Here is a 16,377-nt window from a genome sequence, read left to right on the forward strand (position 1 = left end):
TACATCTGACCGTTTGGAGCACAAGAACATGAGTTTCCTCAGTCGTATCAAGGAAATGGGCAAGACCAAGGGCGATGACGAGGTTCCTTCGGAAGCCTTGAGCACCGAAGGCATGGTCTCGGCCACGGGGACTCAGGTGGTCGACACCGAAACGGGCGCCTCGACGATTCAGCCCGGTGGCAATGAGGCCATCATTTCCGAATCGGCCCCTTCCGAGTTCCCTGCTGACTACCAGCGGCAGAACGAAGAGATCTCCGAAGCCAGCCTGATGGAGCCGCGCTCCGGTTTGCCCCTGGTGGGTCATCTCAAGCTCGATCGCCAGCAGCGTTTGCTGGGTATCGGTCTGGCCGTCGGGGTGTTGGGCCTGGTGCTCAGTGCCTTCCTGTCGGTGAACTCCGCTGACCGTCGTGCCGGTCAATCGGCTGCCACGGGTCAGGCCCTGATGCAGTCGCAGCGACTGGCCAAATCGGTGTCACAGGCCCTGATCGGTCGCGCGCCAGCCTTCGACGAAGTGAGCGAGAGCTCCAAGGTGCTGGCCAGCAACGTGCGTGGCCTGGTCAACGGCGACGACGAACTCGACCTGAAGGCCGTCTCCGGCAGTGTCCAGGAAACCTTGGCACCCTTGCTGCCGCTGGTCGATCGCGCCGAGAAGAACGCCAATTTCGTGCTGAGCCAGAAGCAGACCCTGACCCAGGTGAGTCAGGCGCTGCGCGAGGTCAACACCCAGTCTTCCGAGTTGCTGGACCTGGCCGAGAGCATCACGCTCACGCGCATCGAGTCGGGCACGCTGACGGCGGGCGAGGCTTCGGCCTTGAGCCAGTTGGTGATGCTGACGCAGCGGATCGGCAAGTCGGCCAACGAATTCCTGACGGTGGAAGGCGTGTCGACCGAGGCTGTGTTCTTGCTGGGCAAGGACTTGAATGCCTTCCAGGGTCTTGCCGATGGCCTGCTCAAGGGCAGTGCTGACCTGAAGCTCACCCCTGCGAAGAACCCCGAGGTGCGCGAGCAACTGGAAGCCTTGCTGAAGATTTTCGAAGGCACCCGCACGCAAGCTTCTTACATTCTGGGCTCCCTGCAAGGTCTGGTGGCTGCGCGTGACGCCCAGGTGGCCATCATTGACGACAGCGAACCCCTGCGCAAGGGCATGGAGCAGGTGCAGCAGCGCCTGTCGCAAGGCGCCGGCATCGGCGGTTTCAACATCGTCCTGATCCTGGCCTTCCTGCTGCTGTCGGCTGCATCGGCCTACGGTTTGCTGCGTGTGTTCGTGACCGACAACCGTCACCGCGCTCAGATCGCCGAATACCAGCGTCAGGAAGCCGAACGTCAGGAACGTGAAGCCAAGCGCGTCAATGACGCCAACCAGGCCGCCATTTTGCGACTGATGAACGAGCTGCAACTGGTCGCTGAAGGTGACTTGACGCAGCAAGCGACCGTGACCGAGGACATCACCGGCGCCATCGCCGACTCGGTGAACTTCACGGTGGAAGAGCTGCGCACCCTGGTGGCCCAGGTGCAAGGCACGGTGCAACGGGTGACCGAAACCACCGGTCAGGTGGAAGCCACCTCGACCGAGCTGCTGGCCGCCTCCGACGAACAGCTGCGTGAAATTCGCGAAACCGGTGAGTCGGTGCTGCACATGGCAGGCCGAATCAACGAAGTGTCTGCGCAAGCTCAGCAGTCTGCCGAAGTGGCCCGTCAATCGCTGTCGGCGGCCGACTCCGGTCTGCAGGCCGTGCAGAACGCCATCGGCGGCATGAACACCATCCGCGAACAGATCCAGGACACCTCCAAGCGCATCAAGCGACTGGGTGAGTCGTCGCAGGAAATTGGTGAAATCACCGAACTGATTTCGGACATTACCGAACAGACCAACGTGCTGGCTTTGAACGCGGCCATTCAGGCGGCGTCTGCGGGTGAAGCCGGTCGCGGCTTCTCGGTGGTGGCCGAAGAAGTGCAGCGTCTGGCTGAACGCTCCGGCGACGCGACCCGCGAAATTGCCGCGCTGGTGCGCACCATTCAGACCGACACCCAGGATGCCGTGGCCGCTATGGAACGCTCCACCCAGGGCGTGGTGGAAGGGGCTCGACTCTCCGACGCCGCCGGTTCGGCACTGGGCGACATCGACCGCGTGTCGCGTCGACTGGCCGAGCTGATTGAGCAGATTTCTGATCAAGCCTTGAAGGAAGCCGAGTCCGCGAACGTGGTGGTGGCCAACATCCAGCACATTTTCGCGGTGACCGAGCAGACGGGGGAGGGCACACGTTCCACCACCCAGCTGGTGCGAGAGCTGTCGCGGACCGCCAACGAGCTTCAGCAATCCGTGTCTCGATTCAAGATTTCCGCCTGAGCTGGATGATTCATGGACAGCCTGCAACAAGACGCCTCCCTGCCTTCGGATGATCTCAGTGCCCTGGCTTGGGTGCATGAGGAGTTGCGCAAGTCGCTCGACACTGCGCACAAGGCCCTGCATCGTTGCCTGAAGGACGCGACCGCCGTGGGCGTGTCCGACATGGACTCGCTGGACCCGGCGGTCTTGCGGACAGCCCGGCAGCAGATCCACCAAGGGGTGGGGGCGCTGGAGCTGGCGGGCTTGCCCGCCGGGGCGACGGTGCTGCGGGCCAGCGAGGCGGTGGTCCAGAAACTGGTCAACCGCCCGCAGTTGATCGACGAAGACGTGGTGCGCGAAATCGAGCGCGCCTCGTTTGCCTTGCTCGACTACATTGCGCGCCGCCTGGCGGGCAAGTCGGTGTCCGCGATGGCGATGTTCCCCCAGTACGAGGCCCTGGTCGCCCGTGTCGGCGGTGGCATGGCTCGTCCCACGGATCTGTGGAGCCAGGACTGGCCCACGCTGTCGCTCGAAGCTCCGTTGGCGCCGCCGGAAGGCGTGGCGCCTCGTTCGCCCGATGCGGCCACGGTCGAAGACTTCGAAATGGGCATCCTCAAGCTGATGCGCCGCAATCAGCCGGGCGACGCGGTGGCCTTGGCCGACCTGTGTGCGTCGCTGGCGAGCGACGCGTCGCAGCGTCACGCCTCGCGTGAGTCGGCCACCTGGATGCTGGCCAGTGGCTTCCTCGAGGCCCTGGCAGGCAAGTATGTGCCCTTGAGCGTCCATGCCAAGCGGGTGCTGTCCTCCTTGCTCAGCCAGTTGCGCGTGCTCACCAAGGGTCAGGACGTCCCGTCTGATCGCCTGGCCAGTGAACTGCTGTTCTTCTGCGCCCAGGCAGGCGACGTGCCGGCCACCGATCGTTCGGTGCTGGCCCGCGTGCGCCGCACCTTTGGTCTGGCGCGTCATCAGCCGGTCAACCTGTCGGCGTCCAGCCTGGGTCGTTTTGACCCGGCTTGGGTCACACAGGCGCTCAAGCGCGTCGCCGGAGCCAAGGATGGCTGGTCGGCCGTGGCTGGCGGTGAGTTGTTGCGCCTGGGCGGCTTGAACGAGCAGTTCGCCCTGGTGTGCGATTCGCTGCGTCGCCTGTTCACGCAGGGTGATGCGCTGGCGACGGCCTTGGCCGACGCGGCTCAAAAGACGGTGGCAACGGCGAGTGCGCCAGAGCCCAGTCTGGCCATGGAAGTGGCCACCAGCTTGCTGTACATGGAGGCCAGTCTCGAAGACGGCGAATTCGATCAACCCGATCAGCAGCCGCGCTTGCTGCGTCTGGCCGAGCGGATTCAGGCGGTGGGGCAGGGGCAGCCCGCCCAGCCCCTCGAAACCTGGATGGAGGACCTGTACCGCCGGGTTTCCGACCGTCACACCATCGGCTCCGTGGTGCAAGAGCTGCGCTCCACGCTGAGCGAAGCCGAAAAGCACATTGATCAGTTCTTCCGCGACCCGCAAGACCGCACACCTCTGGCGAGCGTGCCCGCCATCCTGCAGTCCATGCGCGGTGTGTTGGCCGTACTGGGCCTGGATCTGGCCGCGCAGGCCAGCGTGCGCATGCGCGATGACGTGGATCACCTGCTGCTCGACAGCACCGATCTGGACGACGCCGCGCAGCGTGGCGTGTTTGACCGCCTGGCCAGCAACCTGGGTGCCTTGGGCTTTCTCATCGACATGATGGGCGTGCAGCCTCAGTTGGCCAAGTCGCTGTTCAAGCTGGATCCGGATACCGGCGTGCTCTCGCCTGTGATGGGCCGTGAGAAGCGTGCCTTGCCGCTGACCGATGACCCGGTCGAGGCCGTGGCGCAGCACGTTCAGCAGGTGCAGCAAGAAGAGGCACAGGCGGCCGCTGGCGAGGTGGCGCAAACCCTCGAGCGCAGCGATGTGCCTCTGAGCGAGGTGTCGGATCAGCTGGACCGGCTGGCTGAAATGCCGCATGTGCAGGAGCAGCGTGAACTGGCTGACAACCTGGCGGCCGCTCAAGCTGCCCTGGTCACCGCCCAGTCCTCTGATGATCTGGAATCGGTCGCCGCGGCCCGCGAGCAGGTCGCCAACGTGTTGTCGGGTCTGACCCGCGCTGAAGAGCCCGAAGTCGAAGCGCCGGCACCGTCCCCGGCACCGCTGTTGGCGCCAGTGGCCGCCACAGCACCCGCCGAGACGGGTCTGGAAGAAGACGACGAGATGCGCGAGATCTTCCTGGAGGAAGCGCGCGAAGTGATCGAGACGGCACGCGCCAGCCTCGACCATCTGGTGCGTCAGCCAGACGATCTGGAGTCCCTGACGTCGGTTCGCCGCGCCTTCCACACGCTCAAGGGCAGCTCGCGCATGGTGGGTTTGACCCAGTATGGTGAAGCCGCCTGGTCGTTTGAGCAGCTCTACAACGCCTGGCTGGCCACACAAGAGCCTGCCAACGGCGATTTGCTGGGCGTCAGCAACGAGGTCCTCAGCCATTTCTCTGTCTGGACCGATGCGATTGCCGAAGGTCAGGCTGCAGCCTGGCGCCATGAGCCGGTGACGACGGTGGCCGAGGCCTTGCGCCTGCACGGTCAACGTCTCAGCCTGAGCGATGTCGCCCAGCAGGCCGAGCCTGAGGTGGTGGCTGAGCCGGTCGCGCTGGAAGTGCCCGACGTGGCAGACGTGCCGGAGGCCGTTGAGTCCTTTGAGCTCGATCTGTCGGCCGAGGACCTCGGCGTGGCAGCAGAGGCCGAAGAGGGCGAAGCGCCGCGCGCCGAGTCAGCGCTGCCCACGGTGAACATCGCCGATTTCGGCATCGAGCTGGACCTGTCCATGCCCGCCGTGGACGCGTCGTTCGAGCTGATCGAGCCTGAGCTGTTGGCCACACCGACGGACCCGTCGCTGAGCGAGGCCGAAGCCCTGCTTGGCAGCAACGCCGACGATGAAGAGCAGCCGCTGAGCGTCAACATCCTTGAGCCCAAGCACGTGGTGCAGCTGGAGGACGATGACCCCACGGTGTCGGGTGAGCTGTACGAAACCCCTGACGGGGATCTGGCCCAGGCGGCTGAAGAGCTGTCGCTGGCTTCTTCCGAGGACACGCAGATTGAGGTCGAGGCCTTGCCTGACCTGGTGCTGGACAGCGAGCCCGTGGCCGAGTCGGATGAGCTGGTGACGCTGGATCTGGCCGTCGAGACCTCTGTCGAGGAGATCTCTGCGTCCGTTTTGCCCGACGAGGACGTGCTGCTGGACCTGCCGCTGGAGGTGGTGGACGAAGCCATTGAGGCGCCGGAGCGGGTCGAGGTCCCGGCATCGATCGAACCCGAACCCGTGGTCGAAGCCGAAGTGTCCGCCGACGAGCAGTTCAAGGTGGTGGGCGATCTGCGCATTGGCATCCCGCTGTTCAACATTTACCTCAACGAGGCGGACGAACAGTCGCGCCGCCTGACCACGGCCTTGAGCGAGTGGGCGCTGGAAGTTCAGCATCCCGTCAGCGACGAAGCGATCGCGTTGGCGCACTCGCTGGCAGGAAATTCGGGCGCGGTGGGTTACACCGATCTGTCGAAGCTGGCACGCCTGCTGGAACACGCCTTGATGCGTGCCCAGGCGCTGGGGGCCGGGGACGCCGAAGCGGCGGCCTTGTTCAACGACGCTGCCGATGAAATTCGTCGTCTGCTGCATCAGTTCGCAGCCGGTTTCCTCAAGTCGCCGGCCGAAGACCTGATGGCCCGCCTGGAAGACTACGAACATGAGGCTTCCCGTCGCTTTGAGGCGCGCAGCCTGGTCGCTGATCAGGAAGAGGCTGATGCCGGTCTGGCAGAGCGTTCGCACCTGCGTCTGGTGCGCACGGAGGAGCCGGCCCCGGCCGTCGAGGAACCTGGCACCGACATCGATCTGAATGTGGTGCAGGACGTCGCGCCGCTGGGCGTGGCCGAATTCAAATCGCTGGAAGAGTTGTCGTCCCAGCCTTCGGCCTCGGCTACAGCGCCCCGCGGCGTGGTTCTCAGCTGGGATGACGAAGAAGAGATCGATGCCATCGACAGCGTGGACGTCGACCTGTTCCCGATCTTCGAAGAAGAAGCGCTGGAGTTGCTGCCCCAACTGGGCGGCCAGGTACGCGAGTGGCTGGAAACGCCCGACAAGGCCGCTGCGGGCACCGCCTGCATGCGCACGCTGCACACCTTCAAGGGCGGCGCACGCCTGGCGGGGGCCATGCGCCTGGGCGAGTTGGCGCACCGACTGGAAAGCACCATCGAGCATCTCGTCGCGGCCCAGACCGTGACCCTCGACGATGTGGCGCCTCTGGAAGCACGCGTGGACCGCCTGATGGAGGTCTTCGAAGCGCTGCGTCAGCAAGATGCTCAGGCCTATGAAGCGCAGGTGGCGCACGCGGTGCAATCGGCAGAGGCGGAGGCCGAGGCTGAACGCGCCGAGAGCGAACCGGTGCTCGATGGCGTGGTCGAGGTTGATGTGGCGGCGCTGCAGGACGAGTGGCCGGACCCCGCACTGGACAGCGTGCCCGATGTCGAGGGTGAGCCTCTGGGTGCCGAGCGCACGGCCACCGGCGCGGCGCCCAAGCGCGCCGGCGTTCGCGACGTGGTTGAACTCAAGCTGACACCGGTCGAATGGACTGCGCTGGAGGGCAAGCCCTGGCAAGGGTCACAGCGCATCGTGCGCGAGGCCCAGCAGGGCGCTTCCCAGGCGGCGGTGCGTGTGCGACCTCAGCTGCTGGACCGACTGGTCAATCACGCTGGCGAGGTGTCCATCACCCGCACGCGACTGTCGTCGCAGGTGGGCCAGATCCGAAACTCGCTCAACGACCTCACGGACAACCTGGAACGCTTGCGTCAGCAACTGCGTGACATTGAACTGCAGGCCGACACCCAGATGTCGACCCGGATGGAGGCGGCCCGTGCGGCCAGCCAGGAGTTCGATCCGCTGGAGTTCGACCGTTACACCCGCTTCCAGGAACTGACCCGCATGATGGCCGAGTCGGTCAACGACGTGGCCACCGTGCAGCGCACCTTGCAGCGCAGCCTGGAAACCGCAGAAGACCAATTGGCGGTGCAGGCCCGTTTGACGCGCGACCTCCAGGATGACCTGCTGCGCACCCGCATGGTGGAGTTCGAAGGCTTGTCCGACCGCCTCTACCGTGTGGTGCGTCAGGCAGCCAAGGAAACCGGCAAGCAAGTGCGCCTGGACATTGTGGGCGGCGCCACCGAAGTCGACCGCGGTGTGCTGGAGCGCATGACCGGGGCCTTCGAGCACCTGTTGCGCAACTGCATCTCCCACGGCATTGAACTGCCGGACGTGCGCGTGGCGGCAGGCAAGGAGCCCTCTGGTCTGGTGACCGTGGCCTTGCGTCAGGAGGGCAACGAGGTTGCCATCGAGTTCCGCGATGACGGGGCAGGCCTCAATCTGCCGGTGATCCGCCAGCGTGCGCAGGCGATGGGCTTGCTGCAGGACGGCCAGGAGGTCAGCGATGCCGAGCTGGCGCAGTTCATCTTCATGCCCGGCTTCTCGACCTTCGAGAAGGTCACCGAGCTGGCCGGTCGCGGCATTGGCATGGACGTGGTCCGCTCCGAGATCAACGCCATGGGCGGTCGCATCGAAACCGCGACCAGCATCGGGCGCGGCACCAGCTTCAAGCTGATTGTGCCGCTGACCACGGCGGTCACCCAGGTGGTGATGCTGCGTTGCGGTTCGCACACGGTGGCGGTGCCCACCCACCTGATCGAGTTGGTGCGCCGCGCCAAGCCCGAAGAGGTGGCGCACGCCTACCAGCAAGGCAGTTATGTCTTTGGTGACCACGCGCTGCCTTTCTACTGGCTCGGCGCCCTGCTGGACTTCAGCCCACGCAGCCACGAAGGCGGGCGTACGCTGCCGCTGGTGATCATTCGCTCTGCCCAACAGCGTGTCGCGTTGCACGTGGACGAAGTGCTGGGCAACCAGGAAGTGGTGGTGAAGAACCTTGGGGTGCAGATGTCGCGCATGCCCGGTCTGGCGGGTATGACCTTGCTGGCCTCCGGCGCCGTGTCACTGATTTACAACCCCGTGGCGCTGGCAACCGTCTATGGCACCCATGCCCAGGCGCTGACCACCCATGCCCTGGCCGCGGACAGCGCCGCAGGCGACGGTTGGTTGCAGTCGGGGGCGCCGGCCGCTGTGGTCGAGGAAGTGCCCGACGAAGCGCAGGCGCCGCTGGTGCTGGTGGTCGACGATTCGCTCACCGTGCGTCGTGTGACCCAGCGTCTGCTGGTGCGTGAAGGCTACCGCGTGACCTTGGCCAAGGACGGGCTGGAAGCGCTGGAAGCTTTGGCGCAAGAGCGTCCGGCTGTGGTGCTCTCCGACATCGAAATGCCACGCATGGACGGCTTTGACCTGGTGCGCAACATCCGCGCCGATGAGAAGATGGTCGACATGCCCGTCATCATGATCACCTCGCGCATCGCGCAAAAGCACCGCGATTACGCCGAAGAGCTGGGCGTGAACCATTACCTCGGCAAGCCCTATGGCGAAGAGGAGTTGCTGGAACTGGTGGGCCGTTACGCGGTACATCCAGAAAGCGCTCACGCCTGATATCTCTGCTAAGCTCATCGCTGCATGGAACTCGACGTCGAACAGCCAACCCAGGTGGGCGACCACATCTCTCACCTCGCTGCGCTGACCGCGCAGCGGGATCGAGACATGCTCGACGTTTCTCTGGCACAGGGCGTGCTGGAGTTGCTGCCCGCGGCGAGCGTGGGGGTCTATCGCCTGGTGGGCCCGGATGAAGAGGCGCAGCGCTGGGTGTGCTGTGGTTTGGCACGGCGTGGCGAGCTGACGGTCAGTGATCCACCCTGGGTGGACCTGGAGTCGCTGCCCGTGGTCACGGCGTTTCCGTTGCGCCAACTGGTGCTCGACTCCCGTTTGCTGGAGCAGGCCGAGTTGCCGGCCGCCAGCTTGATCGACACCACGCATCGCTTTGTCACGGTGATGCCCTTGATGGTGGAGCTGGGTCTGCCCGGGGTCCTGGAGGTGATGTCGGACAAGCCGTTGGCCATGGAGGCCCTCAAGCCCATCCAGACCTTGCTCAAGGTGTTTGCGAACTTCCAGAACTTGCTGGAGTCCAGCCAACGTGATGCGCTCACGGGTTTGCTCAACCGGCAGACCTTCGACGCGACCTTCCTCAAGGCGTCCATGCCGTCGCAGCCCGATCCGGGCCACAACGGCGAGCGGCGCACCTCGCCAGCCACCGGCTATTGGTTGGGGGTGGTCGACATTGACCTGTTCAAGCTGGTCAACGACCGATTCGGCCACCTGATCGGTGACGAGGTGCTGGTGCTGGTGGCGCGCATCATGCGGCAGTCGTTCCGTCACTACGACCGGCTGTACCGCTTTGGTGGGGAAGAGTTTGTGGTCTTGCTGCGCGGCGGGACTGAAGACGATGCCCAGCAGGCCTTCGAGCGCTTTCGGCGCAATGTGGAAACCTATGTGTTCCCGCAGGTCAACAAGGTCACCATCAGCCTGGGCTTCACCGAGGTGATGCACAACGACACACCCAGTGTGGCCTTTTCGCGGGCCGACCAGGGCGTCTACCAGGCCAAGCACCAGGGGCGCAATCAGGTCCTGTGCTACGAGGCCTTGGTGCGCGAGGGTGTGCTCAAGACGGAAACCGCCCACGTGGGCGATGTCGAGCTGTTCTGAGGCCGCTTGATCAGCGGCTGCGGCGTGGGCTGCGTGCCCGCGGCGTTTCGCTCGCTTTGACCTTGCTCTCGCTCACCACCCCATAACGCGCCAAGGTTTCGGTGCGCGCCTCATCGTGTTGCACGATGGGCAGGGGGTAGTCACGCCCCAGCACCACATCGTCGGCGCTGGCCAGATCGGCGGGGCGCGCCAGCCAGGGGGCGTGCAGGGCCTTGTCGGGTAGCGCGGCCAACTCGGGCACGTAGCGGCGGATGAACTTGCCTTGCGGATCGAACTTTTCGCTCTGGGTGATGGGGTTGAAGATGCGGAACCAGGGTTGGGCGTCGCAACCGGTGGAGGCGGCCCACTGCCAGCCGCCGTTGTTGGCGGCCAGATCAAAGTCGAGCAACTGCTCTGCGAAATACGCTTCCCCGCGTCGCCAGTCAATGCCCAGGTCCTTGATCAGGAAGCTGGCCACCACCATGCGCAGGCGGTTGTGCATGTAGCCGGTCTGGTTGAGTTGGCGCATGGCGGCATCCACCAGGGGGTAGCCGGTGCGGCCTTCGCACCAGGCCAGGAAGTGGGCGTTGGCCTTGGCGCCGTGGGCCCACTTGATGTGGTCGTACTCCCGTTTGTAGGCGCCGCCCACCACGTGCGGGTGGTGAAACAGGATCTGGTGATAGAAGTCGCGCCAGATCAGCTCGGACAGCCAGACTTGTGCCCCGGCCGAGCCCCCTTGGGCACGCTGCCAGGCGAGGTCCACCAGGTGCCGGATCGACACCGTGCCGAAACGCAGGTGCGTGGACAGGTAGCTCGGTCCCTTGAGGCCCGGGAAGTCGCGCGTGGCGTCGTAGCGGTCGATGCGGTGCAGGAAGTCGTCCAGCAGCGCCTGCGCGCCGGACATGCCCGGGGCCACTTTCAGCGGCCCGACCTCTTCGAAACCAATGTCGGCCAGGGTGGGGATGTGCGCGGCGCCCAGTGCATCCACCGCAACCGGTACAGGGGCGAGGCGAGCCGCGTAGGGCGTGATCGGGTAGGGCTTGACGTAGAAAGGCTCCAGTTTCTTGAGCCAGGCGTTCTTGTAGGGGGTGAAGACGCCGTAGGGCGTGTCGTTGCCGGTGAGCACCTCGTTGCGCTCGAAAATCACGTGGTCCTTGACCGTGTAGAGTGCCACGCCCAGGTTGCTCAGGCGCCCACGCACCTGGGCGTCGCGGTCCTGGGCATCGGGTTCGTCGTCGTGGCTGGCGTACACCGATTGCACGCCCAACTCGCCGGCCAGTTGCGGGATCACCGAACGCGCCGAGCCGTAGCGCACGATCAGGCCGACGTGCTCGGGTTGGGGGACGCCCGCGTTCAGGGCCAGTTCGCGCAGCCCTTGGTCCAGCTCGACCAGGCTGTCGCGGATGAAGGCCACACGGCGATCCTGGCGGGGCAGGGGCTCCAGGATGTCGCTGTCAAGGATGAAGGCACACCAGACCCGACGGTTCTGTTTCAGGGCGTGAAACAGGGCGGCATGGTCTGTGCAGCGCAGGTCGCGGCGGAACCACACCAGGGCCGAGGCATTCGATTCGCTCATGGTCGTCTAATTCACAGATAGGCGGTACGGATCAGCATGGGCGTCTAAAATCGGCGCATGTCCCCAAGCGCATCTTCCCCCATCAATCTGACCAATCAGTTTCTCATCGCCATGCCGGGCATGGTGGACGGCAATTTTGCCGGGACTGTGGTCTATCTGTGCGAGCACAACGACAAGGGTGCGCTGGGTTTGGTCATCAACCGACCCATTGACATCAATTTGAAGCACCTGTTCGAGAAGGTGGACCTGTCCCTGGAGCGCAGTGACCTGGCCGAGCGCCCGGTGTACCTGGGCGGGCCGGTGCAGACCGAGCGCGGTTTTGTGCTGCACGAAAGCCTCGACGACGAGGGGGGACACTACAACTCCACCTTGAAGATCGGCGGCGGGCTGGAGATGACGACCTCACGCGATGTGCTGGAGGCGCTCTCGAACGGTGCCGGGCCGCGCAAGGTGTTCATCACCCTGGGCTATTCGGGCTGGACCGCGGGGCAGTTGGAAGAGGAAATTTCGCGCAACGGCTGGTTGAACGTTGACGCCGATCCCGAAGTGATTTTTGACACGCCGGTGGAGCAGCGCTACGACAAGGCTTTGTCGCTGCTGGGCATTGACCGCAACTTCCTGATGGGTGAGGCCGGTCACGCATGAGCGCCCAGCCTGCCTCGGTGATCCGGCATTTTCTGGCCTTCGATTACGGCCTCAAGCGGGTGGGCGTGGCGACGGGCAACAGCCTGACGCGCCAGGCCCAGCCTCTGCGCACGGTCGCGGCCGAAGGGGCGGAGCGGTTTGCCCAGATCGGCAAGTTGATTGAGGAGTGGCGGCCCGATGCGCTCGTCATCGGCGTGCCGTTTCACCCCGACGGGGCCGAGCACGAGAACACCCTGCGCGCGCGCAAGTTCGGTGGTCAGTTGCGCGGACGTTTTCACCTGCCGGTGCACGAGGTGGATGAGCGGTACTCCACCACCGAGGCCCAGGGCTTCGGCGCCCGGGATCTGGACGCCGCCTCCGCTGCCATCTTGCTGCAACAGTATTTCAACGATCATCCCGTGGATGACACCCCGAAAGAGGCCTGAGTGAGCACTTCGCCCCACACCTTGCACCTCGATGCCGAGGCCCTGTATGCCAATTTGCTGACCGGCGTGCGCCGTCTGGTCACGCCTGAGACCGTGCTGGTGGGCGTGTGGTCGGGGGGCGCCTGGTTGGCCGAGCGGCTGAACGCCGATCTGGGTCTGCAGACCCCGCATGGCGTGATTTCGTCGGCCCTGCACCGTGACGACTTCGGCTCCCGCGGCATGGTCTCGTCCAAGGACGCGACCCATCTGCCCTTCGAGGTCGATGGCGCCCACATTCTGCTGATCGACGATGTGATCTACACCGGCCGCACCACCCGCGCTGTCCTTAACGAGCTGTTCGATTTCGGCCGTCCGGCCAGTGTCACGCTGGCCGTGCTGGTCGACCGTGGCGGACGCCAACTGCCTTTCGAGCCGGCCCTGTCGGCTGCCCGTATCACCTTGCCGTCTGAAGAGCGTGTGGCATTGGGCCGCGCCGACGACGGCCGCTTCCAATTCCATTTCGAGAGGGTTTGATGACCGCCATCCGGAAACCCCAGCGCAACCCGCAGCTCAACAGCCACGGGGAGCTGATCCACCTGCTGTCCACCGAAGGACTGCCCAAGCCGATCATCCACCAGATTCTGGACACGGCCGAGCAGTTCCTGAGCGTCAACGACCGCGAGGTCAAGAAGGTGCCCTTGCTGCGCGGCAAGAGCGTGTTCAACCTGTTCTTCGAGAACAGCACCCGCACCCGCACCACCTTTGAGATCGCGGCCAAGCGCTTGAGCGCCGACGTGATCAACCTGGACATCGCGCGCTCGTCGGCTTCCAAGGGTGAAAGCCTGCTCGACACCATCGCCAACCTGTCTGCCATGAGCGCCGACATGTTCGTGGTGCGCCATTCTGAATCGGGTGCTCCTTACCTGATCGCCCAGCATGTGGCGCCGCACGTGCACGTGGTCAACGCCGGTGACGGCCGCCACGCGCACCCGACGCAGGCGCTGCTGGACATGTACACGATCCGGCACTACAAGAAGGACTTCACCAACCTGACCGTGGCCATCGTGGGCGACATCGTGCATTCGCGCGTGGCCCGCTCCAACATCCACGCGCTGACCACCCTGGGCGTGCCCGAGGTGCGGGTGGTGGGCCCCCGTACCCTGGTGCCGGGCGACCTGCGCGAGATGGGCGTGCGCGTGTGCCATGACATGGCCGAGGGCATCAAGGATGCCGACGTCGTCATCATGCTGCGCCTGCAGAACGAGCGCATGACGGGCGGCATGCTGCCCAGCGCTGGTGAGTTCTTCAAGGAGTTCGGTCTGACGGAGTCCAAGCTGGCGCTGGCCAAGCCCGACGCCATCGTCATGCACCCGGGCCCCATCAATCGGGGCGTGGAGATCGACTCCGCCGTCGCGGACGGCAAGCAAAGCGTCATCCTGCCCCAGGTCACGTTCGGCATCGCCGTACGCATGGCCGTGATGTCCATTCTGGCTGGTAACGAAGCATGAAGATCCTGATCAAGAACGGCCGTCTGGTCGATCCCGCTTCCGGCCTGGACCAGGTCGGTGATCTGGCCATCACGGCCAGCCGCATCACCGCCATTGGCACCGTCAGCGCTGATTTCACACCCGAACGCGTCATCGACGCCACGGGCCTGATCGTGGCCCCGGGCTTGGTCGATCTGGCGGCGCGACTGCGCGAGCCCGGTCACGAGCACGAGGGCATGCTGGAGTCCGAACTGGCGGCGGCGGCCGCCGGCGGCGTGACCAGTGTGGTGTGCCTGCCCGACACCGATCCGGCGCTGGACGAGCCTGGGCTGGTCGAGATGCTCAAGCTGCGTGCCCGCAAGCTCAGCCGCTGCCGCCTGTTCCCGCTGGGGGCCTTGACCCGTGGCCTCAAGGGCGAGAACCTGACGGAGATGGCCGAGCTGCATGAAGCTGGTTGCGTGGGCTACTCGCAGGCCGAGGCGCCGATCAAGGACACCCAGGTGTTGCAGCGCGCCTTGCAGTACGCCTCCACCTTCGGCTACACGGTCTGGTTGCGTCCGCATGATCCCTGGTTGGGCAAGGGCGTGGCGGCCAGCGGTGCGGTGGCCACCCGGCTGGGCCTGTCCGGTGTGCCGGTCAGCGCGGAGACCATCGCCATCCACACCATCGTCGAACTGGCGCGGGTCACGGGCGCCCGGGTGCACCTGTGTCGCCTCTCCAGCGCGGCGGGTGTTGAGCTGGTGCGCCAGGCCAAGGCGCAGGGCCTGCCCATCACCGCCGACGTCAGCATCAACTCCTTGATGCTGACCGATGTGGACATTGGCTATTTCAACTCCTCCATGCGCGTGACCCCACCGTTGCGCCAGGGGCGTGACCGCGATGCGCTGCGCGCGGGCCTGCTCGATGGCACGCTCGATGCGCTGGTGTCTGATCACAACCCGGTCAGCGAAGACGAGAAGACGCTGCCTTTCGGGGAAGCTACGCCGGGTGCCACCGGGGTGGAGCTGTTGCTGAGCTTGGCCATGAAGTGGTCGGGGGCCGACCAGCAGGACCAGCCTGCGCCCGACAAGCTGCGTCAGGCCCTGTCGGTGGTCACCCAGGGCCCCGTCAAGGTGCTGGGCGATGCGCTGGGCTCCCTGACCCACAGCGCCGGCCGCCTGGTCGCCGGCGGGGTGGCAGACATCGTCTTGTTCGACCCGGCCGTGCGCTGGCAGGTGCAGCCGTCGGCCTTGGTGAGCCAGGGCAAGCACACACCGTTCGCATTCGAGTCCACCGGTTTCGAGCTGGCCGGTCGTGTGCGCCTGACGCTGGTGGCTGGTCAGGTGGCGCACGACGCCAACGACCGCCTCGACGCATGAGCCTGGTGCCCCGAGAGCCGGCGTTGTCTCAACGCCTCCTTCGTGGCAAATCCTTGCTCGCCGTGCCGCGCGTCGCCTGGCGCCTGAGCCGGGTGGTGGGGCATGTGCTGCATGGCTACGTCCGCTCCTGGCTGGTGTGGCCGCGGTTGAACGAGCACGGCCGTGACGCCGAGTGCGTGCGCTGGTCGGGGCAGCTGCTGCGCATGCTCGGGATCGAGCTGGTCGTGCAGGGGCAAGCCCGCCCCGGCGCCAAGCTGGTGGTGTCCAACCACGTGTCCTGGCTGGACATCGTGGCCCTCAACGCCGTGGTGCCGTCGCGTTTCGTCTCCAAGGCCGAGGTGGCGGACTGGCCCATCGTCGGGCGCATGGTCACTCAGGCGGGCACGCTCTACCTCACGCGCGAACGTCGCCGCGACGCCATGCGCGTGTTGGGTTTGATGGCCAAGGGGCTGCGCGAGGGACACACCCTGGCGGTCTTTCCCGAGGGCACCACAGGCACGGGGCACGGGGTGCTGCACTTTCACCCCAATCTCTTGCAGTCGGCGATCGATGCGGCAGTGCCGGTGCAACCCGTGGCACTGCGTTACGCCGATCCCGTGCACGCGGTCAGCCCGCTGGCGGCCTACGTCGGAGACACCAGCCTGTGGCAGTCCCTGTGGGCTGTGGTGTCGGCGCGCGGACTGGTCGTGCATGTGCACGTCCTGCCGCTGCTGAGCACCATCCATGCCGATCGCCGGGCGCTGGCAGCCCTGTTGCAAGACCAACTTGGCTCGGCCGTGACCCCCTGAGCGCCGCGTCATCACCCCAGGGTGAAGATTTCGGACATTCCGTGCTTAATGGCGCCGGGCGCCGGGCGCCGGCGATGGCGGGTGGCCCTGCAGGGTGGGCTCAGCTACAGTCGCCCTGGTAGTCTGAC

At 65.5% G+C, this 16,377-nt stretch carries 10 protein-coding genes; 9 read left to right on the forward strand and 1 reads right to left on the reverse strand.

The annotated features are described in order from the left end of the window. The first annotated feature begins 28 nt into the window (after positions 1–28). From AC3WW4_RS06080 to AC3WW4_RS06090, 3 genes are read left to right on the forward strand one after another with little or no spacing between them, the layout of a single operon-like run. Positions 29–2,347, forward strand: coding sequence for a methyl-accepting chemotaxis protein (locus AC3WW4_RS06080; RefSeq protein ID WP_488827478.1), 2,319 nt, complete (start codon positions 29–31; stop codon positions 2,345–2,347). 12 nt (positions 2,348–2,359) lie between these two features. Further along, on the forward strand, positions 2,360–8,905 hold the full coding sequence (locus AC3WW4_RS06085) for a hybrid sensor histidine kinase/response regulator (protein WP_488827479.1): 6,546 nt from the start codon (positions 2,360–2,362) through the stop codon (positions 8,903–8,905). 24 nt (positions 8,906–8,929) lie between these two features. Next, positions 8,930–10,012, forward strand: a complete 1,083-nt coding sequence (locus tag AC3WW4_RS06090) for a GGDEF domain-containing protein (protein ID WP_488827480.1) — start codon at positions 8,930–8,932, stop codon at positions 10,010–10,012. Between the two features lie 10 nt (positions 10,013–10,022). Here AC3WW4_RS06090 and AC3WW4_RS06095 read toward each other — a convergent pair whose 3' ends face one another. Beyond that, positions 10,023–11,567 carry a cryptochrome/photolyase family protein gene (locus AC3WW4_RS06095; RefSeq protein WP_488827481.1) on the reverse strand — a complete coding sequence of 515 codons (1,545 nt, stop codon included), beginning with the start codon at positions 11,565–11,567 and terminating at the stop codon, positions 10,023–10,025. A 57-nt stretch (positions 11,568–11,624) separates the two neighbouring features. On the opposite strand from AC3WW4_RS06095, the gene AC3WW4_RS06100 reads away from it, so the two are divergent. The 6 genes from AC3WW4_RS06100 to AC3WW4_RS06125 are packed head-to-tail and all read left to right on the forward strand — an operon-like array spanning position 11,625 to position 16,249. After that, entirely contained in the window at positions 11,625–12,212 is a 588-nt protein-coding gene (locus AC3WW4_RS06100) for a YqgE/AlgH family protein (RefSeq protein ID WP_488827482.1), read from the forward strand. Continuing rightward, the gene (gene ruvX / locus AC3WW4_RS06105) at positions 12,209–12,637 is read left to right on the forward strand and encodes a Holliday junction resolvase RuvX (RefSeq protein WP_488827483.1); all 429 of its coding nucleotides are present in this window, start codon (positions 12,209–12,211) and stop codon (positions 12,635–12,637) included. Before AC3WW4_RS06100 ends, ruvX begins: the two co-directional genes overlap by 4 nt. Next, entirely contained in the window at positions 12,638–13,150 is a 513-nt protein-coding gene (gene pyrR / locus AC3WW4_RS06110) for a bifunctional pyr operon transcriptional regulator/uracil phosphoribosyltransferase PyrR (RefSeq protein WP_488827484.1), read from the forward strand. After that, entirely contained in the window at positions 13,150–14,124 is a 975-nt protein-coding gene (locus tag AC3WW4_RS06115) for an aspartate carbamoyltransferase catalytic subunit (protein WP_488827485.1), read from the forward strand. The genes pyrR and AC3WW4_RS06115 overlap by 1 nt, the downstream gene beginning before the upstream one ends. Beyond that, on the forward strand, positions 14,121–15,461 hold the full coding sequence (locus tag AC3WW4_RS06120; protein WP_488827486.1) for a dihydroorotase: 1,341 nt from the start codon (positions 14,121–14,123) through the stop codon (positions 15,459–15,461). The genes AC3WW4_RS06115 and AC3WW4_RS06120 overlap by 4 nt, the downstream gene beginning before the upstream one ends. Next, complete coding sequence (locus AC3WW4_RS06125; protein ID WP_488827487.1) at positions 15,458–16,249, forward strand: lysophospholipid acyltransferase family protein; 792 nt, start codon at positions 15,458–15,460, stop codon at positions 16,247–16,249. Before AC3WW4_RS06120 ends, AC3WW4_RS06125 begins: the two co-directional genes overlap by 4 nt. The last annotated feature ends 128 nt before the right edge of the window (positions 16,250–16,377 follow it).

The sequence above is a fragment of the Aquabacterium sp. TM01 genome (assembly GCF_057808345.1).

Excerpts from the sequence above, each read along its gene's own strand:
- AC3WW4_RS06125 (WP_488827487.1), top strand. The coding sequence starts at position 15,458 with ATGAGCCTGGTGCCCCGAGAGCCGGCGTTGTCTCAACGCCTCCTTCGT.
- AC3WW4_RS06085 (WP_488827479.1), top strand. The coding sequence starts at position 2,360 with ATGGACAGCCTGCAACAAGACGCCTCCCTGCCTTCGGATGATCTCAGT.
- AC3WW4_RS06090 (WP_488827480.1), top strand. The coding sequence starts at position 8,930 with ATGGAACTCGACGTCGAACAGCCAACCCAGGTGGGCGACCACATCTCT.
- AC3WW4_RS06100 (WP_488827482.1), top strand. The coding sequence starts at position 11,625 with ATGTCCCCAAGCGCATCTTCCCCCATCAATCTGACCAATCAGTTTCTC.
- AC3WW4_RS06115 (WP_488827485.1), top strand. The coding sequence starts at position 13,150 with ATGACCGCCATCCGGAAACCCCAGCGCAACCCGCAGCTCAACAGCCAC.
- ruvX (WP_488827483.1), top strand. The coding sequence starts at position 12,209 with ATGAGCGCCCAGCCTGCCTCGGTGATCCGGCATTTTCTGGCCTTCGAT.
- AC3WW4_RS06095 (WP_488827481.1), bottom strand. The coding sequence starts at position 11,567 with ATGAGCGAATCGAATGCCTCGGCCCTGGTGTGGTTCCGCCGCGACCTG.
- AC3WW4_RS06080 (WP_488827478.1), top strand. The coding sequence starts at position 29 with ATGAGTTTCCTCAGTCGTATCAAGGAAATGGGCAAGACCAAGGGCGAT.
- AC3WW4_RS06120 (WP_488827486.1), top strand. The coding sequence starts at position 14,121 with ATGAAGATCCTGATCAAGAACGGCCGTCTGGTCGATCCCGCTTCCGGC.